At 42.4% G+C, this 21107-nt stretch carries 15 protein-coding genes; 11 read left to right on the top strand and 4 right to left on the bottom strand.

The window, feature by feature from the left end:
• The first annotated feature begins 105 nt into the window (after positions 1–105).
• The 9 genes from HUW48_RS25670 (at position 106) to HUW48_RS25630 (ending at position 15213) form a co-directional block, all read left to right on the top strand.
• Positions 106–2559 (top strand): ABC transporter permease, encoded by a 2454-nt coding sequence (locus tag HUW48_RS25670; protein WP_182413645.1) that lies wholly within the window; start codon positions 106–108, stop codon positions 2557–2559.
• Between the two features lie 46 nt (positions 2560–2605).
• Positions 2606–5017, top strand: a complete 2412-nt coding sequence (locus tag HUW48_RS25665) for an ABC transporter permease (RefSeq protein ID WP_182413644.1) — start codon at positions 2606–2608, stop codon at positions 5015–5017.
• Positions 5018–5060: 43 nt separating this feature from the next.
• Positions 5061–7457, top strand: coding sequence for an ABC transporter permease (locus tag HUW48_RS25660; RefSeq protein WP_182413643.1), 2397 nt, complete (start codon positions 5061–5063; stop codon positions 7455–7457).
• 89 nt (positions 7458–7546) lie between these two features.
• On the top strand, positions 7547–8353 hold the full coding sequence (locus HUW48_RS25655; protein ID WP_182413642.1) for a pentapeptide repeat-containing protein: 807 nt from the start codon (positions 7547–7549) through the stop codon (positions 8351–8353).
• Positions 8354–8598: 245 nt separating this feature from the next.
• Positions 8599–11031, top strand: coding sequence for an ABC transporter permease (locus tag HUW48_RS25650; RefSeq protein ID WP_182413641.1), 2433 nt, complete (start codon positions 8599–8601; stop codon positions 11029–11031).
• A 234-nt stretch (positions 11032–11265) separates the two neighbouring features.
• Positions 11266–11403, top strand: coding sequence for a hypothetical protein (locus tag HUW48_RS25645; protein WP_182413640.1), 138 nt, complete (start codon positions 11266–11268; stop codon positions 11401–11403).
• 709 nt (positions 11404–12112) lie between these two features.
• Entirely contained in the window at positions 12113–13579 is a 1467-nt protein-coding gene (locus HUW48_RS25640; protein WP_182413639.1) for a TolC family protein, read from the top strand.
• A gap of 376 nt (positions 13580–13955) precedes the next feature.
• Positions 13956–14531 (top strand): Crp/Fnr family transcriptional regulator, encoded by a 576-nt coding sequence (locus tag HUW48_RS25635; protein ID WP_182413638.1) that lies wholly within the window; start codon positions 13956–13958, stop codon positions 14529–14531.
• A gap of 241 nt (positions 14532–14772) precedes the next feature.
• On the top strand, positions 14773–15213 hold the full coding sequence (locus tag HUW48_RS25630) for a carboxymuconolactone decarboxylase family protein (protein ID WP_182413637.1): 441 nt from the start codon (positions 14773–14775) through the stop codon (positions 15211–15213).
• Between the two features lie 230 nt (positions 15214–15443).
• Here HUW48_RS25630 and HUW48_RS25625 read toward each other — a convergent pair whose 3' ends face one another.
• Positions 15444–16610 (bottom strand): glycoside hydrolase family 5 protein, encoded by a 1167-nt coding sequence (locus tag HUW48_RS25625; protein WP_182413636.1) that lies wholly within the window; start codon positions 16608–16610, stop codon positions 15444–15446.
• Between the two features lie 278 nt (positions 16611–16888).
• Here HUW48_RS25625 and HUW48_RS25620 point away from each other — a divergent pair, with 278 nt between their 5' ends.
• Entirely contained in the window at positions 16889–17329 is a 441-nt protein-coding gene (locus HUW48_RS25620) for a DinB family protein (RefSeq protein WP_182413635.1), read from the top strand.
• A gap of 127 nt (positions 17330–17456) precedes the next feature.
• On the opposite strand, the gene HUW48_RS25615 is transcribed toward HUW48_RS25620, so the two are convergent.
• From HUW48_RS25615 to HUW48_RS25605, 3 genes are all read right to left on the bottom strand, one after another.
• Positions 17457–18893 carry a B12-binding domain-containing radical SAM protein gene (locus HUW48_RS25615; protein WP_182413634.1) on the bottom strand — a complete coding sequence of 479 codons (1437 nt, stop codon included), beginning with the start codon at positions 18891–18893 and terminating at the stop codon, positions 17457–17459.
• 349 nt (positions 18894–19242) lie between these two features.
• The gene (locus tag HUW48_RS25610; protein ID WP_182413633.1) at positions 19243–19542 is read right to left on the bottom strand and encodes a winged helix-turn-helix domain-containing protein; all 300 of its coding nucleotides are present in this window, start codon (positions 19540–19542) and stop codon (positions 19243–19245) included.
• On the bottom strand, positions 19539–20177 hold the full coding sequence (locus tag HUW48_RS25605) for a hypothetical protein (protein ID WP_182413632.1): 639 nt from the start codon (positions 20175–20177) through the stop codon (positions 19539–19541). Before HUW48_RS25605 ends, HUW48_RS25610 begins: the two co-directional genes overlap by 4 nt.
• Before the next feature lie 345 nt (positions 20178–20522).
• On the opposite strand from HUW48_RS25605, the gene HUW48_RS25600 reads away from it, so the two are divergent.
• On the top strand, positions 20523–20960 hold the full coding sequence (locus HUW48_RS25600; protein WP_182413631.1) for a DUF1810 domain-containing protein: 438 nt from the start codon (positions 20523–20525) through the stop codon (positions 20958–20960).
• Positions 20961–21107: the final 147 nt, after the last annotated feature.

Raw genomic sequence — 21107 nt, 5'->3', positions numbered from 1 at the left:
TTTAGGTAAGAAGAATTAGTAAGCCGGGGTGCAGAGTGATTGAGTACCATTGGCTCATTACCCGGCATTGAACAATAGCACTAGAAATCTTCTAAATCTACTTCTATGATTCAGAACTATTTAAGAATGGCCTTTAGAATATTTATTCGCAATAAAGCTTTTACAGCCATAAATGTTTTAGGCTTATCTATTGGCATTAGTGCTTCTCTGATTATTTTCTTAATTGTGCATTACGAGTTTAGCTACGACAAATTCGTGTCTAATTCTGACCAGGTTTACCGGGTGGTAATGGACCTAAAATTTAACGGCAACGAAGGCCACAGCGCGGCCGTACCGGCTCCCTTAAGCAACGCCATTCAACAGGAAGTTTCCGGTGTAGAAGTAACCGTACCGCTCATGCAGTTTCAGGGCGATGCTACGGCCAAAGTGAGCATCCAAAGAGAAAAAACAACCGAACCAGTAATTTTAAAAAAGCAAGCCGGTATTATATTTACTAATTCTCAGTATTTTTCATTATTGCCTTTTCAATGGTTAGCCGGTTCGCCTAATAACGCGCTTAAAAATCCATTTACAGTAGTCCTCACCGAAAGCCGAGCCAGACAATATTTTCCTTCAGAAAACCTGCCGGACATTCTGGGTAAAGAAATAAAATATAATGAAGATTTTACCGCTACCGTTTCGGGCATTGTGCAGGATTTAAACGAAACCACCTCTTTCGAGGCTGTAGAATTCATCTCGTTTGCTACCATTGCTCAAACCCACTTGCAGGATAATTTTATGATGCAGGTATGGAACGATTGGATGGCTTATTCTCAAGTGTACGTAAAACTGGCCCCAAATAACCAGGCTGCTAACGTAGAGAATCAATTAGTTGCCCTTTTTAAAAAATATAATAAAGACGCCAATAAAGATAAAGGCAACAGCATGCGCTTTAAGCTGCAACTTTTAAGCGACCTTCATTTTAACAAAGATTATTCGGGTTTTAATCAAAGAATAATACCTAAATCTGTTCTGTACAGTTTGTTCGCGGTGGCTGCATTTTTGTTATTGCTGGCTTGTATCAACTTTATTAACCTTACTACCGCTAATGCTGCTCGGCGCGCCAAAGAAATCGGTATTCGAAAAACCATGGGTAGTTCCCGCAAACAACTAATAATTCAGTTTTTAGGAGAAACCTTTTTATTAACTTCCGTAGCCGCTCTTATTTCTTTTTCCTTGGCGCCTGCCCTACTTACCTTATTTGCCGATTTTATTCCGGAAGGTTTACAGGTACAATCGCTGCGGCAGCCGCATGTGTTTTTGTTTTTATTCCTGCTCACTTTATTGGTAAGCTTTCTGTCCGGCTTGTACCCAGCCTTTGTTTTATCGGGCTATCAACCTATAAAAGTTTTAAAGGCGCAATCCCTCACCAGCGGCAACGAGACCAAACAAGTCTGGATTAGAAAAACCTTAACTGTGTCGCAGTTTGCCATAGCGCAAATTTTTGTAGTGGCTACTTTAATTGTAAGCAAACAAATTAATTATTCTTTACACACCGAGTTAGGTTTTAACAAAGAAGGCATTATTACTTTCTCGTTGCCCCGTGATACAGTAACTACCCACCGGCAACAATTACTAAACGAAATAAACGCTATATCTGCCGTAGACTTGGCGAGTACCGGTTTTCTGGCTCCGATTGAAGAAGGCCCCGCTTTCACGAACATATCCTTTGCTCCAAAACCCGAAATAAAAGACCCGGTGCAAATACGCTGGGGCGATCCTAATTACATTCATGTTTATAAAATAAAATTACTGGCCGGCCGAAACATCCTGGCCAGTGATAGCATCAAAGAATTTCTGATTAATGCTACCTATGCCAAATTACTGGGCTTTCAAAATCCGGAAGAGGCTATTGGTCAGCCTCTCCTCTTTGGAGAAAAGAAAGTACCTATTGTGGGTGTAATGCAGGATTTTCATGAGCAATCCATGCATGCATCTATAACGCCGCTTATTTTGGGCGGTAATAACGGCGATATATTTCACGTCAGGTTAAAGCCTAATATTTCCGGCGCCGATAATTGGCAGCAAGCCATCCGCGAAATCCAGAAAGCTTATCACCAGATATACCCCTGCGAAGATTTTGGATACCGTTTTGTAGACGAAACAGTAGCTAATTTTTACCAAACCGAACGGCGCACTGCACGGCTTTTAAGCTGGGCCACTGGCTTATCGGTTCTTATTAGTTGTTTGGGTTTATTAGGCTTGGTAATGTTTACCATTAATACCCGCACGAAAGAAATTGGCATCCGCAAAATTCTGGGAGCTTCGGTAAATAGCATTGCCGCTATGCTGTCGCAGGATTTTATAAAGTTGGTAGTACTGGCGAATATCCTAGCCTGGCCGATTGTGTGGTACGGCATGCACCGCTGGCTGCAAGATTTTGTTTACCGCATCGAAATGAACTGGTGGATATTTGTATTGGCCGGAGTAGCGGCTTTACTCCTTGCCTTAGTAACGGTTAGTTTCCAAGCCATAAAAGCTGCCCTGGCCAACCCGGTAGATGCGCTCCGGAATGAGTAAAGGCAAGTGCTTAGTTAAGTTATGTTGGTTTTAATCTCAGATAAATATGATTACCCATTACCTCAAATTAGCTTTCCGGAATTTATTCCGTCATAAGTTTTATTCCTTCCTGAATATTGCCGGGCTCGCCATTGGTATGGCCTGTTGCCTACTAATTTTCTTGTACGTGCGCACATCCTTGGGCTACGATACGCACCATCAACACGCCAATGATATTTACCGGATAGTAGCCGAAGATAAAAACGTAGAGCGGGAAAAGTTACTTGCCTTTACTACTCCTATGCTGGCCCCTACTTTACTAAAAAATTTACCGGAAGTGGAGCAGGCTGCCCGCCTGATAATTATGCCGGGTTCCCTGGTAGAGTACGAGCAAAACCGATTTTACGAAGACAACTTTTACCTGGCCGATTCTTCAATTTTACAAATTTTAAACTTACGCTTGCGGTACGGCGATGCCCGAACAGCCTTACACACTCCTAATAGTGTACTTCTTTCGGAAGCGACGGCCCAAAAATACTTTGGTTCAGAAAACCCGGTGGGCAAAACTATCTCGCTGGATAAAGAGGCGAAACTAACTGTAACGGGGGTATTGGCGAAACCGACTACTCCCACGCATTTAAAAGCCGATTTTATTGCCTCTTTCTCCCTGGCTCGTTCGCTTTTTCAGGAGCGGTTACAGGATTGGACCTGGCAGCAGTTTTATACTTATATACGGCTAAAAAATAACACTTCCCGGCAGGAATTTGAAGCAAAACTGGCCGATTTTACCCAGAAAGTAGTAGACCCGCTCACCCGCTCCGAAAACACCCAATACGTTTTTCACCTGCAACCGGTAAAGCATATTTACCTGCGTTCGGCGCACCTGGAGTACGACCAGCCCAACCGTGGCAACATTAATTACGTGTATGCCTTTGCTATTATCGCGGTATTTATTCTGGTTATTGCCTGCTTTAATTTTATGAACTTATCTACGGCTCGTTCCCTGAAGCGGGCCAAAGAAGTAGGTGTACGCAAAGTTATCGGGGCGCAAAAAAGCCAGCTTATCGGTCAGTACCTCGGCGAATCCATTTTAATGACTTTGCTTGCTTTCGTGCTGGCTATTCCGTTAGTAAAATTGGTTTTACCTTTTTTCAATGCGTTATCCGGCGAATTTTTACACTTGCATTTTAGTAAAGACTTACCCGTAATAGTTGGTTTGCTGGTACTAAGTATCCCGGTGGGCGTATTGGCTGGTTTGTACCCGGCTTTCTTCTTGTCTTCTTTCCGGCCGATTACGGTACTTAAAAGCAATACAACGGCAAATGGCTATCGGCTTTCTTCGTTGCGGCAAGGATTGGTGGTTATTCAGTTTGTAATCTCTGTAGTGCTGATTGCCGCTACCGCTATTGTGTACCGCCAGCTAAACTACCTCCAAAATAAAGATTTAGGTTTTAATAAAGAGCAAACCCTGGTTTTTAGAATGGAAGGCACCCGAATGCAACAGGCTTACGAACAATTTAAAACCGAACTTCTCCGGAACCCGAATGTATTGGCCGCCACCGCCTCTTACGGCGAACCAGGCGGGGTAGCCGCCGGAGAAACCATTCGGCTCAGAGGCGACAAGAACGACCGGTACATTAATATGTTTGCGGTAGATTACGACTACCTGCCCGTGCTAAATATGCAAATGGTAGCCGGCCGGCCTTTCTCCCGGAAGTTTAAAACCGACGAAAAACAAGGTTTTATTCTGAACGAAACTGCCGTAAAAGAATTTAATCTGGGCACCCCTGAACAAGTTATAGGAAAAGAAATCTTCTGGGACGAATGGGAAGCGCCTAATCAGGTTAAAAACGGAAAAGTAGTGGGGGTGGTAAAAGATTTTCATTTTAAAACCATTCAGCAAAAAATAGAGCCTTTGGTAATGCACGTGTACCCGGCAGCCTTTACCTGGATGACCGTGCGCATCCGTCCTACGAATATTTCTGCCACTTTAGCCGACCTGGAAAAAACCTGGCGAACCATGGCCCCGGAATATCCTTTTACCTACCACTTTCTGGATGAGTCTTTTGGTAAAATGATTGCGAAAGAACACAAAATGAGCCAGGTATTTACTATTTTTTCTGGCTTAGCCATTTTTATTGCCTGCCTGGGCTTACTGGGGCTGGTTGCTTTTGCGGCGCAGCAACGCACCAAAGAAATCGGCATCCGCAAAGTACTGGGCGCTTCGGTACCCCAAATTATGCTTTTGCTCTCCCGCGATTTTACTAAGTTGATACTAATTGCCATTGTTATTGCCTGTCCCATTGCCTGGTACGGCATGAATAAATGGTTACAGAATTTTGCTTACCGCATTGATATTAACTGGTGGGTATTCGGGCTGGCCGGTATGGGAGCTTTGCTAATTGCATTACTTACCGTGAGTTTCCAGGCCATTAAAGCGGCCGTTGCCAATCCGGTAAATGCCTTACGCAGTGAATGAGTACAGCGCTGGTAAATAAGATATAACTTTAATAAATGCAGTTATGCTCCGGAATCACTTAATCATTGCTTGGCGTAACTTATGGCGCCACAAAATTTACGGTTTTACTAATTTAGCGGGTTTGGCTTCCGGCTTGGCCGTTAGCATCCTCATTCTGCTTTTTGTGGCTCACGAGCTTACCTACGATCGGTTCCATACCCAGGCCGAACGCATTTATCGAGTAGTAGCTAAAATAAATTACGGGGGTAATATGCTGCAGATGATGGGTATGTCGGCGCCGTTTGGCCCCGCCGTGCAGCGGGCCGTACCCGAAGTGCAAGGAGTAGTGCGGCTGCGGGAAGCCCGCCGAATAGTAGTAAAAGCTGATCCGCAGCACCGGTTCTTCGAAGATAAATTTATTTTTGCGGATAGCTCGTTATTTACGGTTTTCTCCTTTGTCCTGAAGCAAGGTAATGCTCGGACAGTGTTATCGCGCCCCGGTACGGTAGTTATTTCTGATAGAATGGCGCATAAGTACTTCGGCGACGCAAACCCTATTGGTAAAACACTTACTTACGACAATAAGCATACATTTGAAATAACCGGACTAGCCCAAAATCCTCCATCCAACTCCACCCTTGATTTTGATTTTGTCGGCTCTTTCTCCAGTCTGGCTCAGGTAGAAAAAGGAGAAAACAGTTTTATTTCCGACGATGATGGTATTCCTTACCTCCAGAATCACTTAGGCTCCGGCTCCTACGTAACCTATTTTTTACTTAATGCCTCCACTAGCCAGGCTAAAGTAGAAAAGTCTATTTTAAAGTTGCTACAGAAAACAAATAGTTACAATAAGGAAGAACAATATACAATAGTGCCGCTGCTGGGCGCGCACCTGCAAAACACTTTTGGTCGTTCTTCCGAAGTGCTGCCGATATATATTTCTCTAGGCATTGCGCTGTCCATTATGTTACTGGCCATACTCAATTACATGAGCCTAACCACAGCTCAGGCTACTAAACGGGCCAAAGAAGTGGGTGTTAGAAAAGTAATGGGCGCGAGCCGTTCCGAACTAGCCGTGCAGTTTTACGGTGAATCCATCCTGACCTGTTTATTGGCTTTTGGTTTGGCTCTGATGTTGGTGCAAGCACTGCAGCCGGCATTTTATAATTTGTTAGGTTTGCGCATTGATGCTAATTTTTTATACAGTCCGGTTGCTTCACTTACTTTACTCAGTTTATTAGTAGTTTGCGCTTTACTGGCAGGAAGTTATCCGGCCTTGCTGCTGTCGCGGTTTTCGCCGGTAGCCGTGCTGAAAGGAAAATTAGGAATTAACCAGGGTGGTGCCTGGGTACGGCGCGCGTTTACGGTGTTTCAGTTTGCGGTTTCGGTGGGTTTGATTATTGGCAGCCTGGTAGTGCAACAGCAATTAAATTTTGTACGAAACCGAAAACTTGGTTTCTATAAAGAACAAGTATTAGTTGTGCCCCTCGATGCTACTACAGGTCGCCACGCCGGAGCTGTAAAAAATGAGATCCGGCGGCAAACGGGAGTGCAACAAGTGGCAGCTGCCTCCAGTACGCTTTTCGAAGGTTACACCCTATTTTTTACTAAATCGCCTACCACCAACCAGGATGTGATGCTCAACTTTCTGCAGGTAGATGAAAGCTTCCTGAACACGTTGGATTTAGCCTGGAAAATTCAGCCGGAAGATAAAACGCGAATTGGTACGGGAAATACCATTATCATTAACGAAGCGGCCGTTAAAAAGCTCCAGATAGAAGAACAGCCTATCGGGCAGGTTCTAAAACTGGGTACTTCCAACGAGATTGTGGGCGTTTTAAAAGATTTTAATTATAGCCCGCTCCATAAAGAAGTAGAGCCGCTGTACTTGTCGGTGGTAAAAGATACGGCTACTATGGCGGGTGGGTGCCTGTTCATTCGCCTTGACCCAAAATCTGACATTCCTCAAAAAGTAGCGGCTATTGGGGCAACTTTTCAAAAATACCAACCCGAGAAACCTTTCGAATACACTTTCCTCAACGATTCTTTTAATGCGCTTTATAAAGCCGAAGACCGGCTCGCCAAAATGTTTGCTGCCTTTACGGGCTTCGCTATTTTTATTGCGGCTCTGGGTTTATTTGGTCTGGTTACCTACATGGCCGAAACCCGCACCAAAGAAATTGGCATCCGCAAAGTGCTGGGTGCCTCGGCTTCCTCTATTGTGGCGCTGCTTTCCCGGGATTTCTGCCGGTTAGTAATATTAGCAAACCTGATTGCCTGGCCACTAGCCTGGTGGGTCATGCACCGTTGGCTGGAAAATTATCCTTACCGGATTACGCTTAGCTGGTGGACTTTTATTGCCGCTGGTTTGGGAGCCTTACTAATAGCCTTATTAACCATTAGCTTTCAGGCAATAAAAACAGCTTTAGATAACCCGGTAAAAGCCTTACGAAATGAGTAAAAATAAATGCTTATACCCTGTTACCTTTTCCGGAAGGTACGGTTACCCTTTACAGCAACCTCATCTTGTTATTTATAAATAGTAAAGCCATGAAAAGTTTAGTGTCTGTTCTCTTAATCATTATTATTGTTTCGGGCCGGGTAGTAGCCCAAACAAAAGTAGCCGCTGCCGATATTTTGGCACAGGTAAACCGCGGTGAGGCCGTAACTTACAAAAACGCCGAAATAACCGGTAACCTCGACCTGACTCAACTGGCCAACAAAAAATTGAAAAAATTTGCAGATGAGGACAATGACCGCTCCACGAAAGAATACATCAGCACCGTTACCGCTCCGCTAACATTCTCGAACTGCACCTTTACGGGCAAAGTACTGGCTTATTATAATCCGGACCAAGGCATCATGTACTTTAATAATAACGACAAGAAAAACGAAATTTATAATACCAATTTTGATAAAGCGGTACGCTTTGAGAACTGTACTTTTGAGCAGGAAGCTACTTTTAAATATAGCCAGTTTAAAGAGGGAATTTCATTTGCCAGCAGTCAATTTAAAGACGAAGCTTTCTTTAAATACACCAAGTTTGAGCAGGCTCCGGATTTTAGTAAAGTAAAGTTTAACGATGGTGCCGTATTTAAATACGTGCATTTCCCGGCAGGCACTAATTTTAGTCAGGCAGTATTTACCGAGGATGCGGATTTTAAATACGCTAAGTTTACGGGTAACACCAATTTTGAAAAGGCCCAATTTAACGGTTTAGCAAACTTTAAATACGCCGATTTCTCCGACGATGTAAAACTACAAGGCATTGCCTTTAACGGAACCAAAGATTTTAAATACACCCAACTGGGCGGCCGCAAATTCAGTGAGGTAGTATCGGGAGAAAAAAATAAGTAAATACTTAAGCGTAAATTCCTTATCCGGTAACAAATTATAACTTCTGGCGCGAGCGTCTTCGCTCGTGTCTACTATCTGGTAGGCCTCTGGCCGGGCGAACCGGAGAACTAAAATTAAAAGCAAAGTAATATAAAGCTACCATCGGCCAGAGGCCGGACGATAGGCATCACGAGCGAGGACGCTCGCGATAGTAATGGAGATAGAAACAGATTCCATATACCTAAAAACCACTAACCCCAATAAGTATGCTCCGGAATTATTTAAAAATTGCCTGGCGCAATATGCGACGGCACCGTGTATTTACTTTTATTAACTTGTTTGGTCTGGTAGTAGGGCTTACCTGTTGTTTGCTCATTGCCTTGTATATCCGGCAGGAACTAAGCTACGATACTTACCATAAAAATGCCGACCGTATTTATCGCGTTACCCGCAATTTTTCCGATCCGGATGGTAACGTAAGTTTGCATTTAGCCAATGTGGCGCCGCCTTTCGGCCCTTTGCTCAAAAATGATTTTCCGGATATCGAACAAGTAGCGCGTACCCTGCAAACCAATACTCTGCTGGCTCTGGATAAAGAACACTCGTTTAACGAGCGGGAAGTTTTCTTCGCGGAGCCATCTTTTTTTAAAATTTTCTCTGTCCCGGTTCAGCAGGGCAGCCCGGAGAAAGCTTTGCAGGAGCCGTATTCTATTATGCTCACCGAGAAAATGGCTCAAAAGTACTTTCCGGAGAAAAACCCGATAGGTCAGGTGCTGCGCATGAACAACCAGTTTAACGTGAAAGTAACCGGCGTTTACGAATCCTTTCCCGCCAACTCTCACATGCACCCCGATTTTCTGGTATCATTTAATACTCTGGAAGACAGCACTATTTACGGCAAGCAAAACTTACTCACCAATTGGGGCAATAACTCCTTTAATACTTATTTACTGTTACCAAAAGAGTACCCCATAGAAAACATGCAGGCTCAGTTTCCGGCTTTTATCGACCGCCACATGACCGAAGAAAGTGATGGACAAGTAAAGCCTTCGTCGTGGACCAAACTGTTTCTCCAGAAACTTACCGATATTCATTTGCGATCGCACCTGGATTCAGAATTGGAGCCGAATGGCAATATTACCAACGTGTATTTATTTTCGGCAGTAGCGTTGTTTATTTTGCTTATTGCCTGTATTAATTTCATGAATTTATCAACGGCCCGTTCTTCTTTGCGGGCGAAAGAAATTGGTTTGCGCAAAGTAATGGGTGCTACCCAGCCCAATTTAATCCGGCAGTTTTTAAGCGAATCGTTGCTGTTTGCCTTTCTGGCGGTGATAATTGCGTTGGTACTTACCCGGCTAACCTTGCCGTTCCTAAACCGGTTTTTAGACAAAGAACTAAGCTTTACTTTCGGCAATGGTTGGCTAATGATAGTAATTATGTTCGGGCTGGCCTTGCTGGTAGGTTTGTTCGCGGGCTCCTACCCTGCCCTGTTTTTATCTTCGTTTCAGCCGGTTAAAGTATTAAAAGGCACCTTAACCGTAGGGCGCAATTCGGTGTCGCTGCGCAAAACGCTGGTAGTGCTGCAATTTGCTATTTCGGTGGTGTTATTGGTGAGTACAGCTATTGTGTACAAGCAATTAAGCTATTGCCGAAATATTACTTTAGGCTTCGATAAAGAACATATTGTTACCATAAATTACACCAGCGAACTTAACGAACGGTACAGTGCTTTCCGAAACGAGGTGTTATCCAATGGCGTGGTAACTCAGGTGGGGCGGTCTATTGGCGTGCCTTCTGATCGTTTGTTAAATTCCATGGGTACGCTCCGGATTCAGAAAGAAGATTCACTGGCTCCCTCGCCGGTTTCTTTTCAATATTTGGGCATCGACGATCAGTTCATTGATACTTACCGGATAAAATTAATAGCCGGCCGTAATTTTGATCCCCGTACCTATCCTACCGACGATTCTATGGCTTTTATTTTGAACGAAGCCGGAATGAAAATGCTGGGCTTTACCCATCCGCAGGACGCGTTGGGCCGGAACGTTGAATACGGTAATCGCAAAGGTAAGCTGGTAGGCGTGCTCCAAGATTTTCATTTTGAATCGATGCACGAAAAGATAAAACCCCTAGTTTTCATCATGTCGCAAGGCGATGGTTATAACGATCTTTCTTTTAAAATTAAGGGCAATCAATTGCCTGAAGGCTTAGCGCACATTGAGAAAACGTGGCAACAATTTTTACCGCACCGGCCGTTTGAATATACATTTCTGGACGAAAAATTTGGCCGCTTGTACGAAACCGAGCAACGTCTAGGAACCCTATTTACCCTTTTCTCCGGTATTGCTATTTTAATTGCCTGCCTTGGCTTGTTTGGTTTAGCTTCTTTCGCCATTGAACAGCGCACCAAAGAAATTGGCATCCGCAAAGTATTAGGCGCTTCGGTTGCCGGAATTGTATCGCTGCTTTCCAAAGATTTCCTGAAACTGGTATTGGTAGCAAATATTCTGGCCTGGCCTATTGCCTGGTACGGCATGCATAAGTGGCTCCAGGATTTTGCTTATCGTACACCTATTACGTGGTGGACATTTGCCCTGGCTATGGTGCTGGCAGTTATTATTGCTTTAATTACCGTTTCGTTTCACGCCTTAAAAGCAGCGGGCAGTAACCCAATAAAAGCCCTACGCAGCGAATAAAGATTTATAATAAATAGTAAATTTTAAAGTAGCAAAATTTGGTTTAACAAAAGCCGGGTCTGCAAAACAGGTCTGGCTTTTTTATGATCTGTACTTACTTGGTTTTGGCTTATAATTAATACTAAAGTGTATAAACTCTTGGCTATATAAAGTTGAATAAAGGGCTTTTCCCTGGAGCCTTTTCAAGTCTCCAAATGACGGTGCTGATACAGTTCAACGGCCTACGTTTGCCTCGTGGCCTGCAGGCCTCGTTTGGCTGTGGAGGGCGGTTTAGCGAACCTTGGCTCGTTGCACTGCGCCATGCTGCTGCGCCGCACCGGAACGCTAAAGGCCCTCCACAGCCAAACTGGTATCTTTACTAGTAGCACCTGATATTGCTACTACTGATTAATTCATTCAATTATTTTATAAAATACTAGGGTTTTACATTCAGAAAGTACTGCAGGCTCCCCTCCTATTTTAGGAGAGGCAGGAGTGATATAAAATAGTACCCTAATTCAAGTCACGAACTTTAGAAAATTAGTAATAGCTACATAGTAAATATAACAAGTCAATAAAAACAAGAAAGACTTTGCTACCATGTAATGACACCAGTTTGGCTATAGAGGGCCTTTTAGCGTTCCGGTGCTACGCAGTAGCATGACGCAACGGAGTGAGCCAAGGTTCGCTAAACCGCCCTCTATAGCCAAACGAGGCCCGCCGGCCATGAGGCAAACGTAGGCCGTTGAACTGCATCAGCACCGTCATTTGGAGCCTTTTCAAGTCTCCAAAGAAAAAAGCAAACACCGCTAGGTATTTCAAGAAATTAAAGCCAATAATTTACCTTAACTCTCTATAGAATAATGTTTAGACAGTCGGGTATAAGTGTTATAAAAGCGAACAATTACTTGTATCGGAACCGGACAATTCTATCTTTTTCCTTAATCCATGTTAATATAATCTGCTATAAATCAGATATTTAATAAAATGGCATTTTATTGTATACCTCTTCCTGCGGGAAGTAATTCTACCTATATCCGGTAAACCGAGCGATTTACTCTTTGAATAGAATTAGAAAGCAAACCGCTATAATCTGATTATTATGTTTAAAACATTAACTTTTATCCTGGCTTTTTTATTGCTCTTTTCTTCCGCTAAATTGGCTGCTCAGCAAACTCCCCGCGTATGGTCATTGGATTCTTGTATTAATCAGGCCATTTCGCAAAATATTCTGGTAAAGCAAAGCGAGTTGAATTTGCAGTCTAGCCGGGTAGTTAATGCGCAAACCAAAGCAGCTTTTTTACCTACCAGCCAGTTCAATGGCTCTCACTCGTACAACACGGGCCGGTCCATCGATCCGTTTACAAACCAACCCACCACTGATCAAATTCAATCGAATAACTTTGGCTTATCTGCCGACCTTACTTTGTTTAATGGCGGCCAGTTACAATATCGCTTGCAGCAAAGCAAGTTAGGTTTAAAAGCCAGTCAATATGAGTTAGAACAAACCCGCCAGACAGTGGCCTTAAATGTGACTCTGGCCTATTTACAGGTACTGTTTAGCCAGGAGCTTTTAATTATTTCCGAAAACCAGTTAAAAAATACTAATTTACAGGTAGAGCGCTCCAAACATTTAGTAGATGCCGGTGCATTGGCTACTTCTACTCTTGCTGATTTAGAAGTACAGGCCACCCAGGATGAATTGCAAGAGGTAACCGCTGCTACTAATTTAAAAACCGCCCGTTTAGCTTTATTGCAGTTGTTAAATTTACCCGCTACCACTGATTTTACTATTCAGCCTCTGGCCACCGAAGTACCCGCTACTAACCCGTACAATAAATCTTCGGATGAGTTAATTGCTATTGCTGAAAAAATACAGCCGGGCATTATAGGTGCTGATTTACGGGTGAGAAGTGCTCACCAAGGAGTGCGAGCAGCACGCGCCAGCTTACTGCCTGTTTTAGGAATGAGCGGTTACATGGGCAGCAATTACTCCAGCGCCGTGCCTACCTCGCGGTTTGTGGCCGATGGTACGGGAACTACAACCCGGGAGGTTCCTTCGCAAACCGATTTTGTATTAATCAATGGCACGCGCACCCCCATTATTCAAACGCAAACTAATCCTAACGGTAACGTAGAAAGTTTTCATTATTTCGACCAGTTAAAATTTAACATGCGCAAAAGCATTGGTTTTTACCTGAGTTTCCCGATTTTAAATAGCTGGCAGAACCGAACTCGTTTGAGCAACGCGCTTATTGCTGAAAAAACGGCCGAATACGCCGCCGAAAACGTAAGGCTACAATTACGTCAGAGCATAGAATTGGCCCATAGTAACCTCGAAGCTGCCCAAGCCCGGTTCCAAACCTCCACCCGCCAGGTTACTGCTTCTAAAATAGCTTACGATGCGGCTCAAAAGCGTTTTGAAAGTGGCAGCGTACACTACGTAGATTTAAACCTGGCCAAAACCAACTACGACAAAGCGCTCAGTAACCAGGTGCAAGCCAAGTATGATTATTTGTTCCGGCAGCGGCTGTTAGATTTTTATTTGCAGGAATCTACGGCTAAATAAGTATAGCATTCCATTCAAATTAAAGCCCGGCTGGTTCTTCGTAAACAGTCCGGCTTTTTTATGATAAATGGTATCAACTATTTACGTGAAGGCTTTTAAGCCTTCATACAGCGGTGCTAATGCAAATATAAAGTTTTAAGTTTTGCTTCGTGGCTAGCAGTTTTCGTTTGGCTGTTGGTTGCTCGTTGCGACTAGTTTTACTTCATTGCGGTAGTATAATCTCGTGAGTGCAGTAAAACAGTTGCTAAAATGTGGGGCAAATTTCTGTTTCTAATTGATTCGATTATTACCTTGTTCTGGTCAGATTTGAAAGTTTGGTATACTAATCAAAATTTTAGAAAAAATAAACAAGCAGCCTTTTATTTCTAACCTTAAAATGTCAGAGCAGTTAATTAAGCACTTTGCCCGGTTTGTAGAAATTAAGGAAGCTAATATTCCCGGTATCTTATCTTTTTTTCAGCCTATTAGCTTACTTAAAAAAGAAAATTTACTTCGGGAAGGTAGTATTTGTACTTCCCATTATTTTGTAGTGAAAGGTTGTTTGCGCCTGTTTTTTGTAAATGAAAAGGGAGTAGAACAAACCATTCAGTTTGCGCTTGAAAACTGGTGGTTAACCGATTATATGGCTTTTCAGAATCAACAAGTTTCTAACTTTTACATCCAGGCCGTAGAAAAAACCGAAGTATTGGCTATTAGCTTGTCGGCACAAGAGCAATTATTTCTGCAATTTCCACCATTAGAAAAGTATTTTCGCCTGATTTACCAGCGAGCGTATGCCGCCAGTCAGTTAAGAATAAAATATTTATACCACTTTTCTCGCGAAGAGCTATACGAGCAGTTCATTACTGCCTATCCTGAATTTATTCAGCGCATTCCGCAATATTTATTAGCCTCTTTCCTGGGTTTTACCCCCGAATACTTAAGTGAGCTCCGCAAGAAAAAACGTTCTTAAACCAGTTTAAGTTTTTTCAGAGGTAAGTTTCCGAGCTTTGTTGGGGATAAGGTAGTCAAGTTATGGAAAACCCTGCTGCTATCTTCGCTCCTTTTTTAATTATTTACTGTTTGTTTTTGCCGGCAAAGGCAGCAAAATTTAAAACTTAGGGCGGCAGCTAGTTACTCGTAAAACGGGTTTTCTTCTGAGTACAATGACTTATTATCCATCAGTAGTTTGTATTCATTATAAAAGTAAACTCATGGAAACCAGAATTAACATTCAGGCTGCTCAACCCCAAGCCTATAAAGCGATGCTTGGGTTAGAAAGCTATTTGCAAACAACCCAGTTAAACAATAAACATAAAGAATTAATAAAAATTAGAGCTTCGCAGATGAACGGCTGCGCTTTTTGCCTGGATATGCACACCAAAGACGCCCGGAAACTAGGCGAAACCGAACAACGGATTTATTTACTAAATGCCTGGAAAGAAACCGACCTGTTTACCGACGAAGAAAAAGCTATTCTCGCCCTAACTGAAGAAGTAACTTTAATTCACCAGAAAGGCGTAACCGAAGAAACGTACAAAACCGCCGAGAAACTATTTAGCCCCGAATACCTAGCTCAACTTATAATGGCTATTGTAACTATAAACGCCTGGAATAGAATTGCTATCAGCACCCGATTACCTATTCTTAAATAAAAGCTTGCTAAACAAGTGTCTGCTGCCTGAAGATAACACAGGTACCATCTTGAATAGGCAGCAGACACTTTTTCTAATTTCTTTATTAAAAAATCCCTTCAGCGGTGCTGATGCGGCTTGAAAAGTAACCAGTTTGGCTCGTAGCTAGCGGGCCTTGTTTACCCCGTTAATTAAAGAATTATAAAGCTTTTACAAATTAGCTTATAGATTATAGATCAAGAATCCAGCCGCTACACTTTACTTAATAAGTTCAGCATTTTGCGGTCGAGTTTTTGGCCGTACCAATCTTCGTAAGCTACATCGGTCCGGCCGGAATTTAACACGCCAAAATCACCGCTAAACTCCCAAACAGCAAAGCCAATTCCATTTTCCGACAAAATACCTAATACATCGCCGAACCAGGCCAGGAACACGTCGTGCGGCGTTTTGTTCCAGGAACCGCATTCGCCGCAATGTACGCCAACGCCGCTATTTACTAAATCAATCCAAGGCTTATAAAATTCTTCTAACAAAGCCCGGCTTAAATATTTATCGCCCACCTGGCCGGGCCATTTTGGTTCCGGTAAATTTTCGGGATCTTTGTTTGCCCAAGGGGCTTTGTAGTGCGAAATAATACCCGGATTATAACCCCGGCAACTCTGCCCAATGTCCAAATCAGTAATTTCGGGGATAACGGTGGTACCGGTATTGTTACCATCGGCTATAACCAGGTGCTTTTTATTTTCTCCCCGAATGGCTTCAGAAGCAGCTTTGGCTAACTTCCGGTAAGCTTCGCCGGGTACCGCGCTGCGTTTCGAATGTTGGTCGTTCATGTCTTCGCGCATGCTGGGTTCGTTAAGCAAATCGAAGCTTATTTTTTTATTAGACACATTTTTGTATCGGTTGGCCCACATTTTCCAGTGAAAACAAAATGCATCTAAGGCTTGCTGATCGGTCCATAAATTGTAAGGCTCGTTAAATCCGGCATTCACGCAGTAACCCGGAGCGCGGTGTAGGTTTAAACTTACGTGCATTTTGTATTTATGCGCCATCTGCACCAGGCTATCAATTTTATCTACTTGCCTTTCGTCTATCTTATAAACCTCATCGGGAGTAATATTACGGCTACGGTCAAAATTTAGATAATACGGATACGCCATTGGCAAACGCACAAAATCAAAGCCCCAATCCGACATCCACTTAAAGTATTCTTCGGGGGTTGACTGACGGGTGCGAGTGGGATCCGGCGAAAAGAAATCGAGCAGGTTAAATCCTTTCCACTTCGGAAGTTTGTTCTTTTTTTTGGCGTTTACCTCTAAGTTGGCAAAAGCGCTGCTGCCAACCAAGCCCAGACCAGCCGTAAGCATGCCGGTTTTTTTTATAAAATCGCGACGGCCATTTGGTAATTCGTTTTGCATCTTCTCTTCTTTGTTTAAATATTAAGCAGGAGTTCTGATCTAGTCTGGAAGATACACATTTAACTCTAATACTTATAAATTAGCAAGAACGAATATTAAAATTATACATGTCCTTCTCAAGCAGAATTATTACCCGCCGTACCACTAAAGAATTTTATTCAAAAAAAGCCACCGGAATAATACTACCTGGGAAATAGTAAAATAAAAGAAAGATATTTAGACATTAGAAGGCAAAATAGTACTCGAGCAAAGTCAAGCTAACTTTAAGAACACAGGCCATGGTTTCGGAATTAATAACTATTTACGAACGGGATATAAACCGATTAAAAATTGAAATTGAATCTTTTCAGACGGAAGAAAACCTCTGGAAAATAACGGGCCAGGTAAAGAACACCGCCGGTAATTTAGGCCTGCACCTGGTAGGAAACCTGAAAACCTATATTGGTAAGAACCTGGGAGGCTATGATTACACCCGTGACCGGGAGGCAGAATTTAATTTAAAAAATGTGCCGAAAGAACAACTACTGCAACAAATCGATGAAACAAAACAAGTAGTTGTTTTAGCGTTGCAGCAATTAGAAAAAACGCAACTCGAAGAAATTTACCTAGAAGAAACCTTAGGTTACCCCATGACTACTGGTTTTTTCCTGATTCATTTAGCCGCTCATCTTTCTTACCACTTAGGCCAGATAAATTATCTCCGCCGGATATTAGAATAACCTAATAACCGCACTGGTTTGAGTCTAAAGAAACCTACGTTAAAGATTTGAGCTCTTTTTCTCTATTTTGATTTTAATAATTCCTGCTCTTAAAGGGGGCGGGGCATTCGTTTATTCCTATAAAAGGCTATTCGCTAAAGGCAGTAAGAACCGGTAGTTCGGGTAAAGAAGCAGGTAAGATGGGTTCTGGTTGAAGCTTTTCCTTTCGGTTTACTTTAGATAAAATACTTTCCAGCAGAGGCAGCATCGCATTAAGATTACGCGATTTAATTACAAAATTCCAGAGCGATTCAAATTTTTTCCAGCCTCCGGCATAGGCAAAATGTTTTAATTGGTGTTTGAGAGAATCGTGCGTTAGGCTGCCTTTCAGAATATTAGGCCAGGAGTAGAAATTATCATAAGCCCAGTTGTAGCCTTGTTTTAGGGCTTCGGCAGAAATTTTAGTGGTTTGGTATACCACGTGGCGGGTGTCGTACAAATCCCAGTTATGGGTAAGAATACGTTTAGCGGCATTCATATCCTGAAAAAGCTTGGTGCCAGGGTATGGCGTGAGAATGTGAAAAGTAGCGGTGGTAATACCCTCCTGCACCGCCCAGTTTACTGTTTGCGCAAAAACGTCTGGTTCGTCGTTGTCGAGCCCAAAAACAAAGCTGCCGTTAATCATAATGCCTAAGTCGTGCAGCCGCTGAATGGCCGCGTGGTAATCGCGGTTTAGGTTTTGCTTTTTATTGCTGATTCTTAAATTTTTAGGACTTAGCGTTTCGAACCCAATAAACACGCTGCGGAGCCCGGCATCGGCGGCCTGTTCAATTAAGTTGCCCCGCAAAATGGCATCTACGGTAGATGCTCCTTGAAAAACCCGATTCATGCCCCGCATACCGGCAAATAATGCAGCGGCAAATTTCTGGTTGCCCAATAGATGATCGTCGAGAAAATAAAGGTGGCGCCCCGGCAAGCGATCAATCTCGGCGAGTGCCGCATCTACCTGTTGCACGTAAAATCCTTTACCGCTCTGAAAAAAAGCATCTTTGTAACAGAAATCGCAGTGGTGTGGGCAACCGCGGGTTACCACAATAGAATTAGGAACGAGATAGTAATTTCGCTTTATTAAATCGCGGCGCACCGGCGGAATGCCAGTTAATGTCCGGACGGGAGAAAAATAACGCTTTTGGGGGTGCTTTCGGCGTAAATCTTGTAAAAACTGCGGAAAGGTTTCTTCGCCGGGGCCTAAAAATATACTATCAGCATGTGGGGCAGCTTCGTCGGGTAAAGATGTTACGTGTAATCCTCCCAAGGCAACGTACGTTCCTCGGCTCCGGTAGTGATCGGCAATTTGATAGGCCCGGTACGCATTAGTAATATAAACTTGAATCACCACCAAATCAGGCGTATCATTCAGTTTTAATTCTTCTACGTGTTCGTCTTCTAACACTGCCTCATCGTCTGGCGAGAGGTAAGCAGCCAGGGTAGCCAATCCAAGCGGCGGAAAGAGGGAATATTTAATAGGTCGCCAGTAAGGGCTTTTGGCTTCGGTAAGAGCGGGTAAGATAAATTTTACTTTCACGATTATTGGTTATTAAAAAAGTTACTTTTTGTTTTTTAGCTTCTGCGGATTGAGCCATTTTCAAACATTGGAGAATAATAATTTTATTTATTTTAAAGTACTTTGAATTACAAAGTTCATAAACAAAAAAAATAGAGCTAGCTATTTTACTTATAAAGAATACTCCGCCGCCAGATTGTAATAAGACAAAACTTCATAATTTATATAGCTGTATTGTGTTTCATTGGTCATACAACCAGGAGCAAATACTAACATTAATCAGAATAGTTTTTAGTAAATTCTGCACCTGTTTTCCACTTCTTTATCTATTAAAAATTAAGAAATTCTTATAATGCTCTTATTTATTACTTTATCCTTCCCGCGTTTTAATTAATTGTTCGAGGGCATTTAAATGGTCGTTAAAAGCTTTGCGGCCTGCTTGAGTTACGGCGTAAGATGTATTAGGCTTTTTGCCTACGAATTGCTTGCGTACCTGCAGGTAATTTAATTTTTCGAGGGCTGTAATATGGCTGGCCAGGTTGCCATCCGTGAGTTGCAGCGTTTCTTTTAAGGTAGCAAAATCTACCCAATCGTTTACCAGCAATACCGACATTACCCCTAACCGAATCCGGCTATCAAAAGCTTTATTTAATTTGTTAAAGGCGATCATCGTTCGTATTTATTGTACAGCAAGATACCGTAAATAATATGCAGTATCCCAAACCCAACGGCCCAAAATAACAATCCATACCCGATAAACCAAGTTGCTAATAAACCTAAAATTAGTTCACACAGGGCTAATTGGCGTAAATCAGAGTACGTATATTTGCTGGCATTCAATAACGCTAAGCCGTAAAACAGTAAGGTAGCCGGAGCCAGTAAACCTACCATGCCGTGTTTGAGCATAATTAAACAAAAAATTCCACCGGTAGCTAAAGGAATAAGTAAGTTCCAGAAGACCCTTTTGGCAGAAGCATCCCAAATAGGTAAATTTTTTCGACGGGCCTGCCGGGTAGTTAAAAATATGCCTACAGAGGTGGAAGCTATTAAAACGAATACTGCTACCGAAACCAGGAACACATCTAAACTTGAGACACCCAGGAGCGTGTCTCGCTCCGTGCGTGCGTAGGTGGTAGCAGCACTTAAATTAAAATCAAATTTCCAGTAAACGGCAAAAGCACCTAATAAAGCAAAAATACCGGCGAACACTCCGGATAAGCCACTCAGCGAAATAAACCGCGAGGAGCGCTCCATTAACGAGCGTATTTCGGACAGGGTTTCTAAATGTTGCTCGGGATTTTTCATGAGATTAAGCGATAAAAGGACTTTGTGATTCAAAGTAAACATTAAACATTCAGTATTCCAATTATTGTTTTCATTAAATTTATATTGTGCTTGGAGTGAAGAGTTTCCATACGAATTTTTATTATTCTGAAATCCAAATGTTAGCCTTGATAAACTTGGGAAGCTGCTTTTTCGCTATAAAGCATTAGTAAATTATTTAGCAACCATAAACTTTGCGAAGACACTCTTAAAATTTACTAAAAATTGTATTTGCTAGTACCGAAACGAACCTGATTGCATGCCTGGTAAGTATTCATTTATACAAGTTACATAGTACTTATTTTCCTAAAGCTACTTTAATTGATAATGACAAAAGAAAACAACTTAAAAAGATTTCTGGATGCCCAAGAAGCCGATTACGCCATTGCTTTAACGGATGTGAAGAATGGCAGAAAGCGGAGCCATTGGATGTGGTATATCTTTCCGCAGATACAAGGATTAGGGTTTAGCCAAATTTCGAGGTTTTACGCTATTAAAGACCTTAACGAAGCCGAAGATTATTTAAAGCACCCTGTTTTAGGTAGCCGCTTAATACTTATTTGTAACGAATTACTTCAACTGCAAGAGAACAATGCCAATAAGATTTTCGGCAGCCCGGACGATTTAAAGCTAAAATCGTGCATGACCTTATTTTCAGTTGTACCTAATCCTAATCCCGTTTTCCAATCAGTTTTAGATAAGTTCTTTAGTGGCGCAAAAGACAATAAAACCCTCCAAATAATCAGCGCACAACAATCAGAATAAAACGCATACCAGCTTAGTTCTTGAAACAGAAAAGATTACGCAAAAGAAAGATTACTTTAAAAGTACTTTTGAGTACACTTTTCAAAAAAAAGTAATTCGAATATTAATTCTTTATAAGAATGCCTGAAGAATAAAGCTTAAAACCAT

The sequence above is a fragment of the Adhaeribacter radiodurans genome (assembly GCF_014075995.1).
Taxonomy (GTDB): Bacteria; Bacteroidota; Bacteroidia; order Cytophagales; family Hymenobacteraceae; genus Adhaeribacter; species Adhaeribacter radiodurans.
The sequence above is the reverse complement of the archived record's forward strand: the minus strand, read 5'-3'. Positions and strand labels throughout refer to the sequence as shown.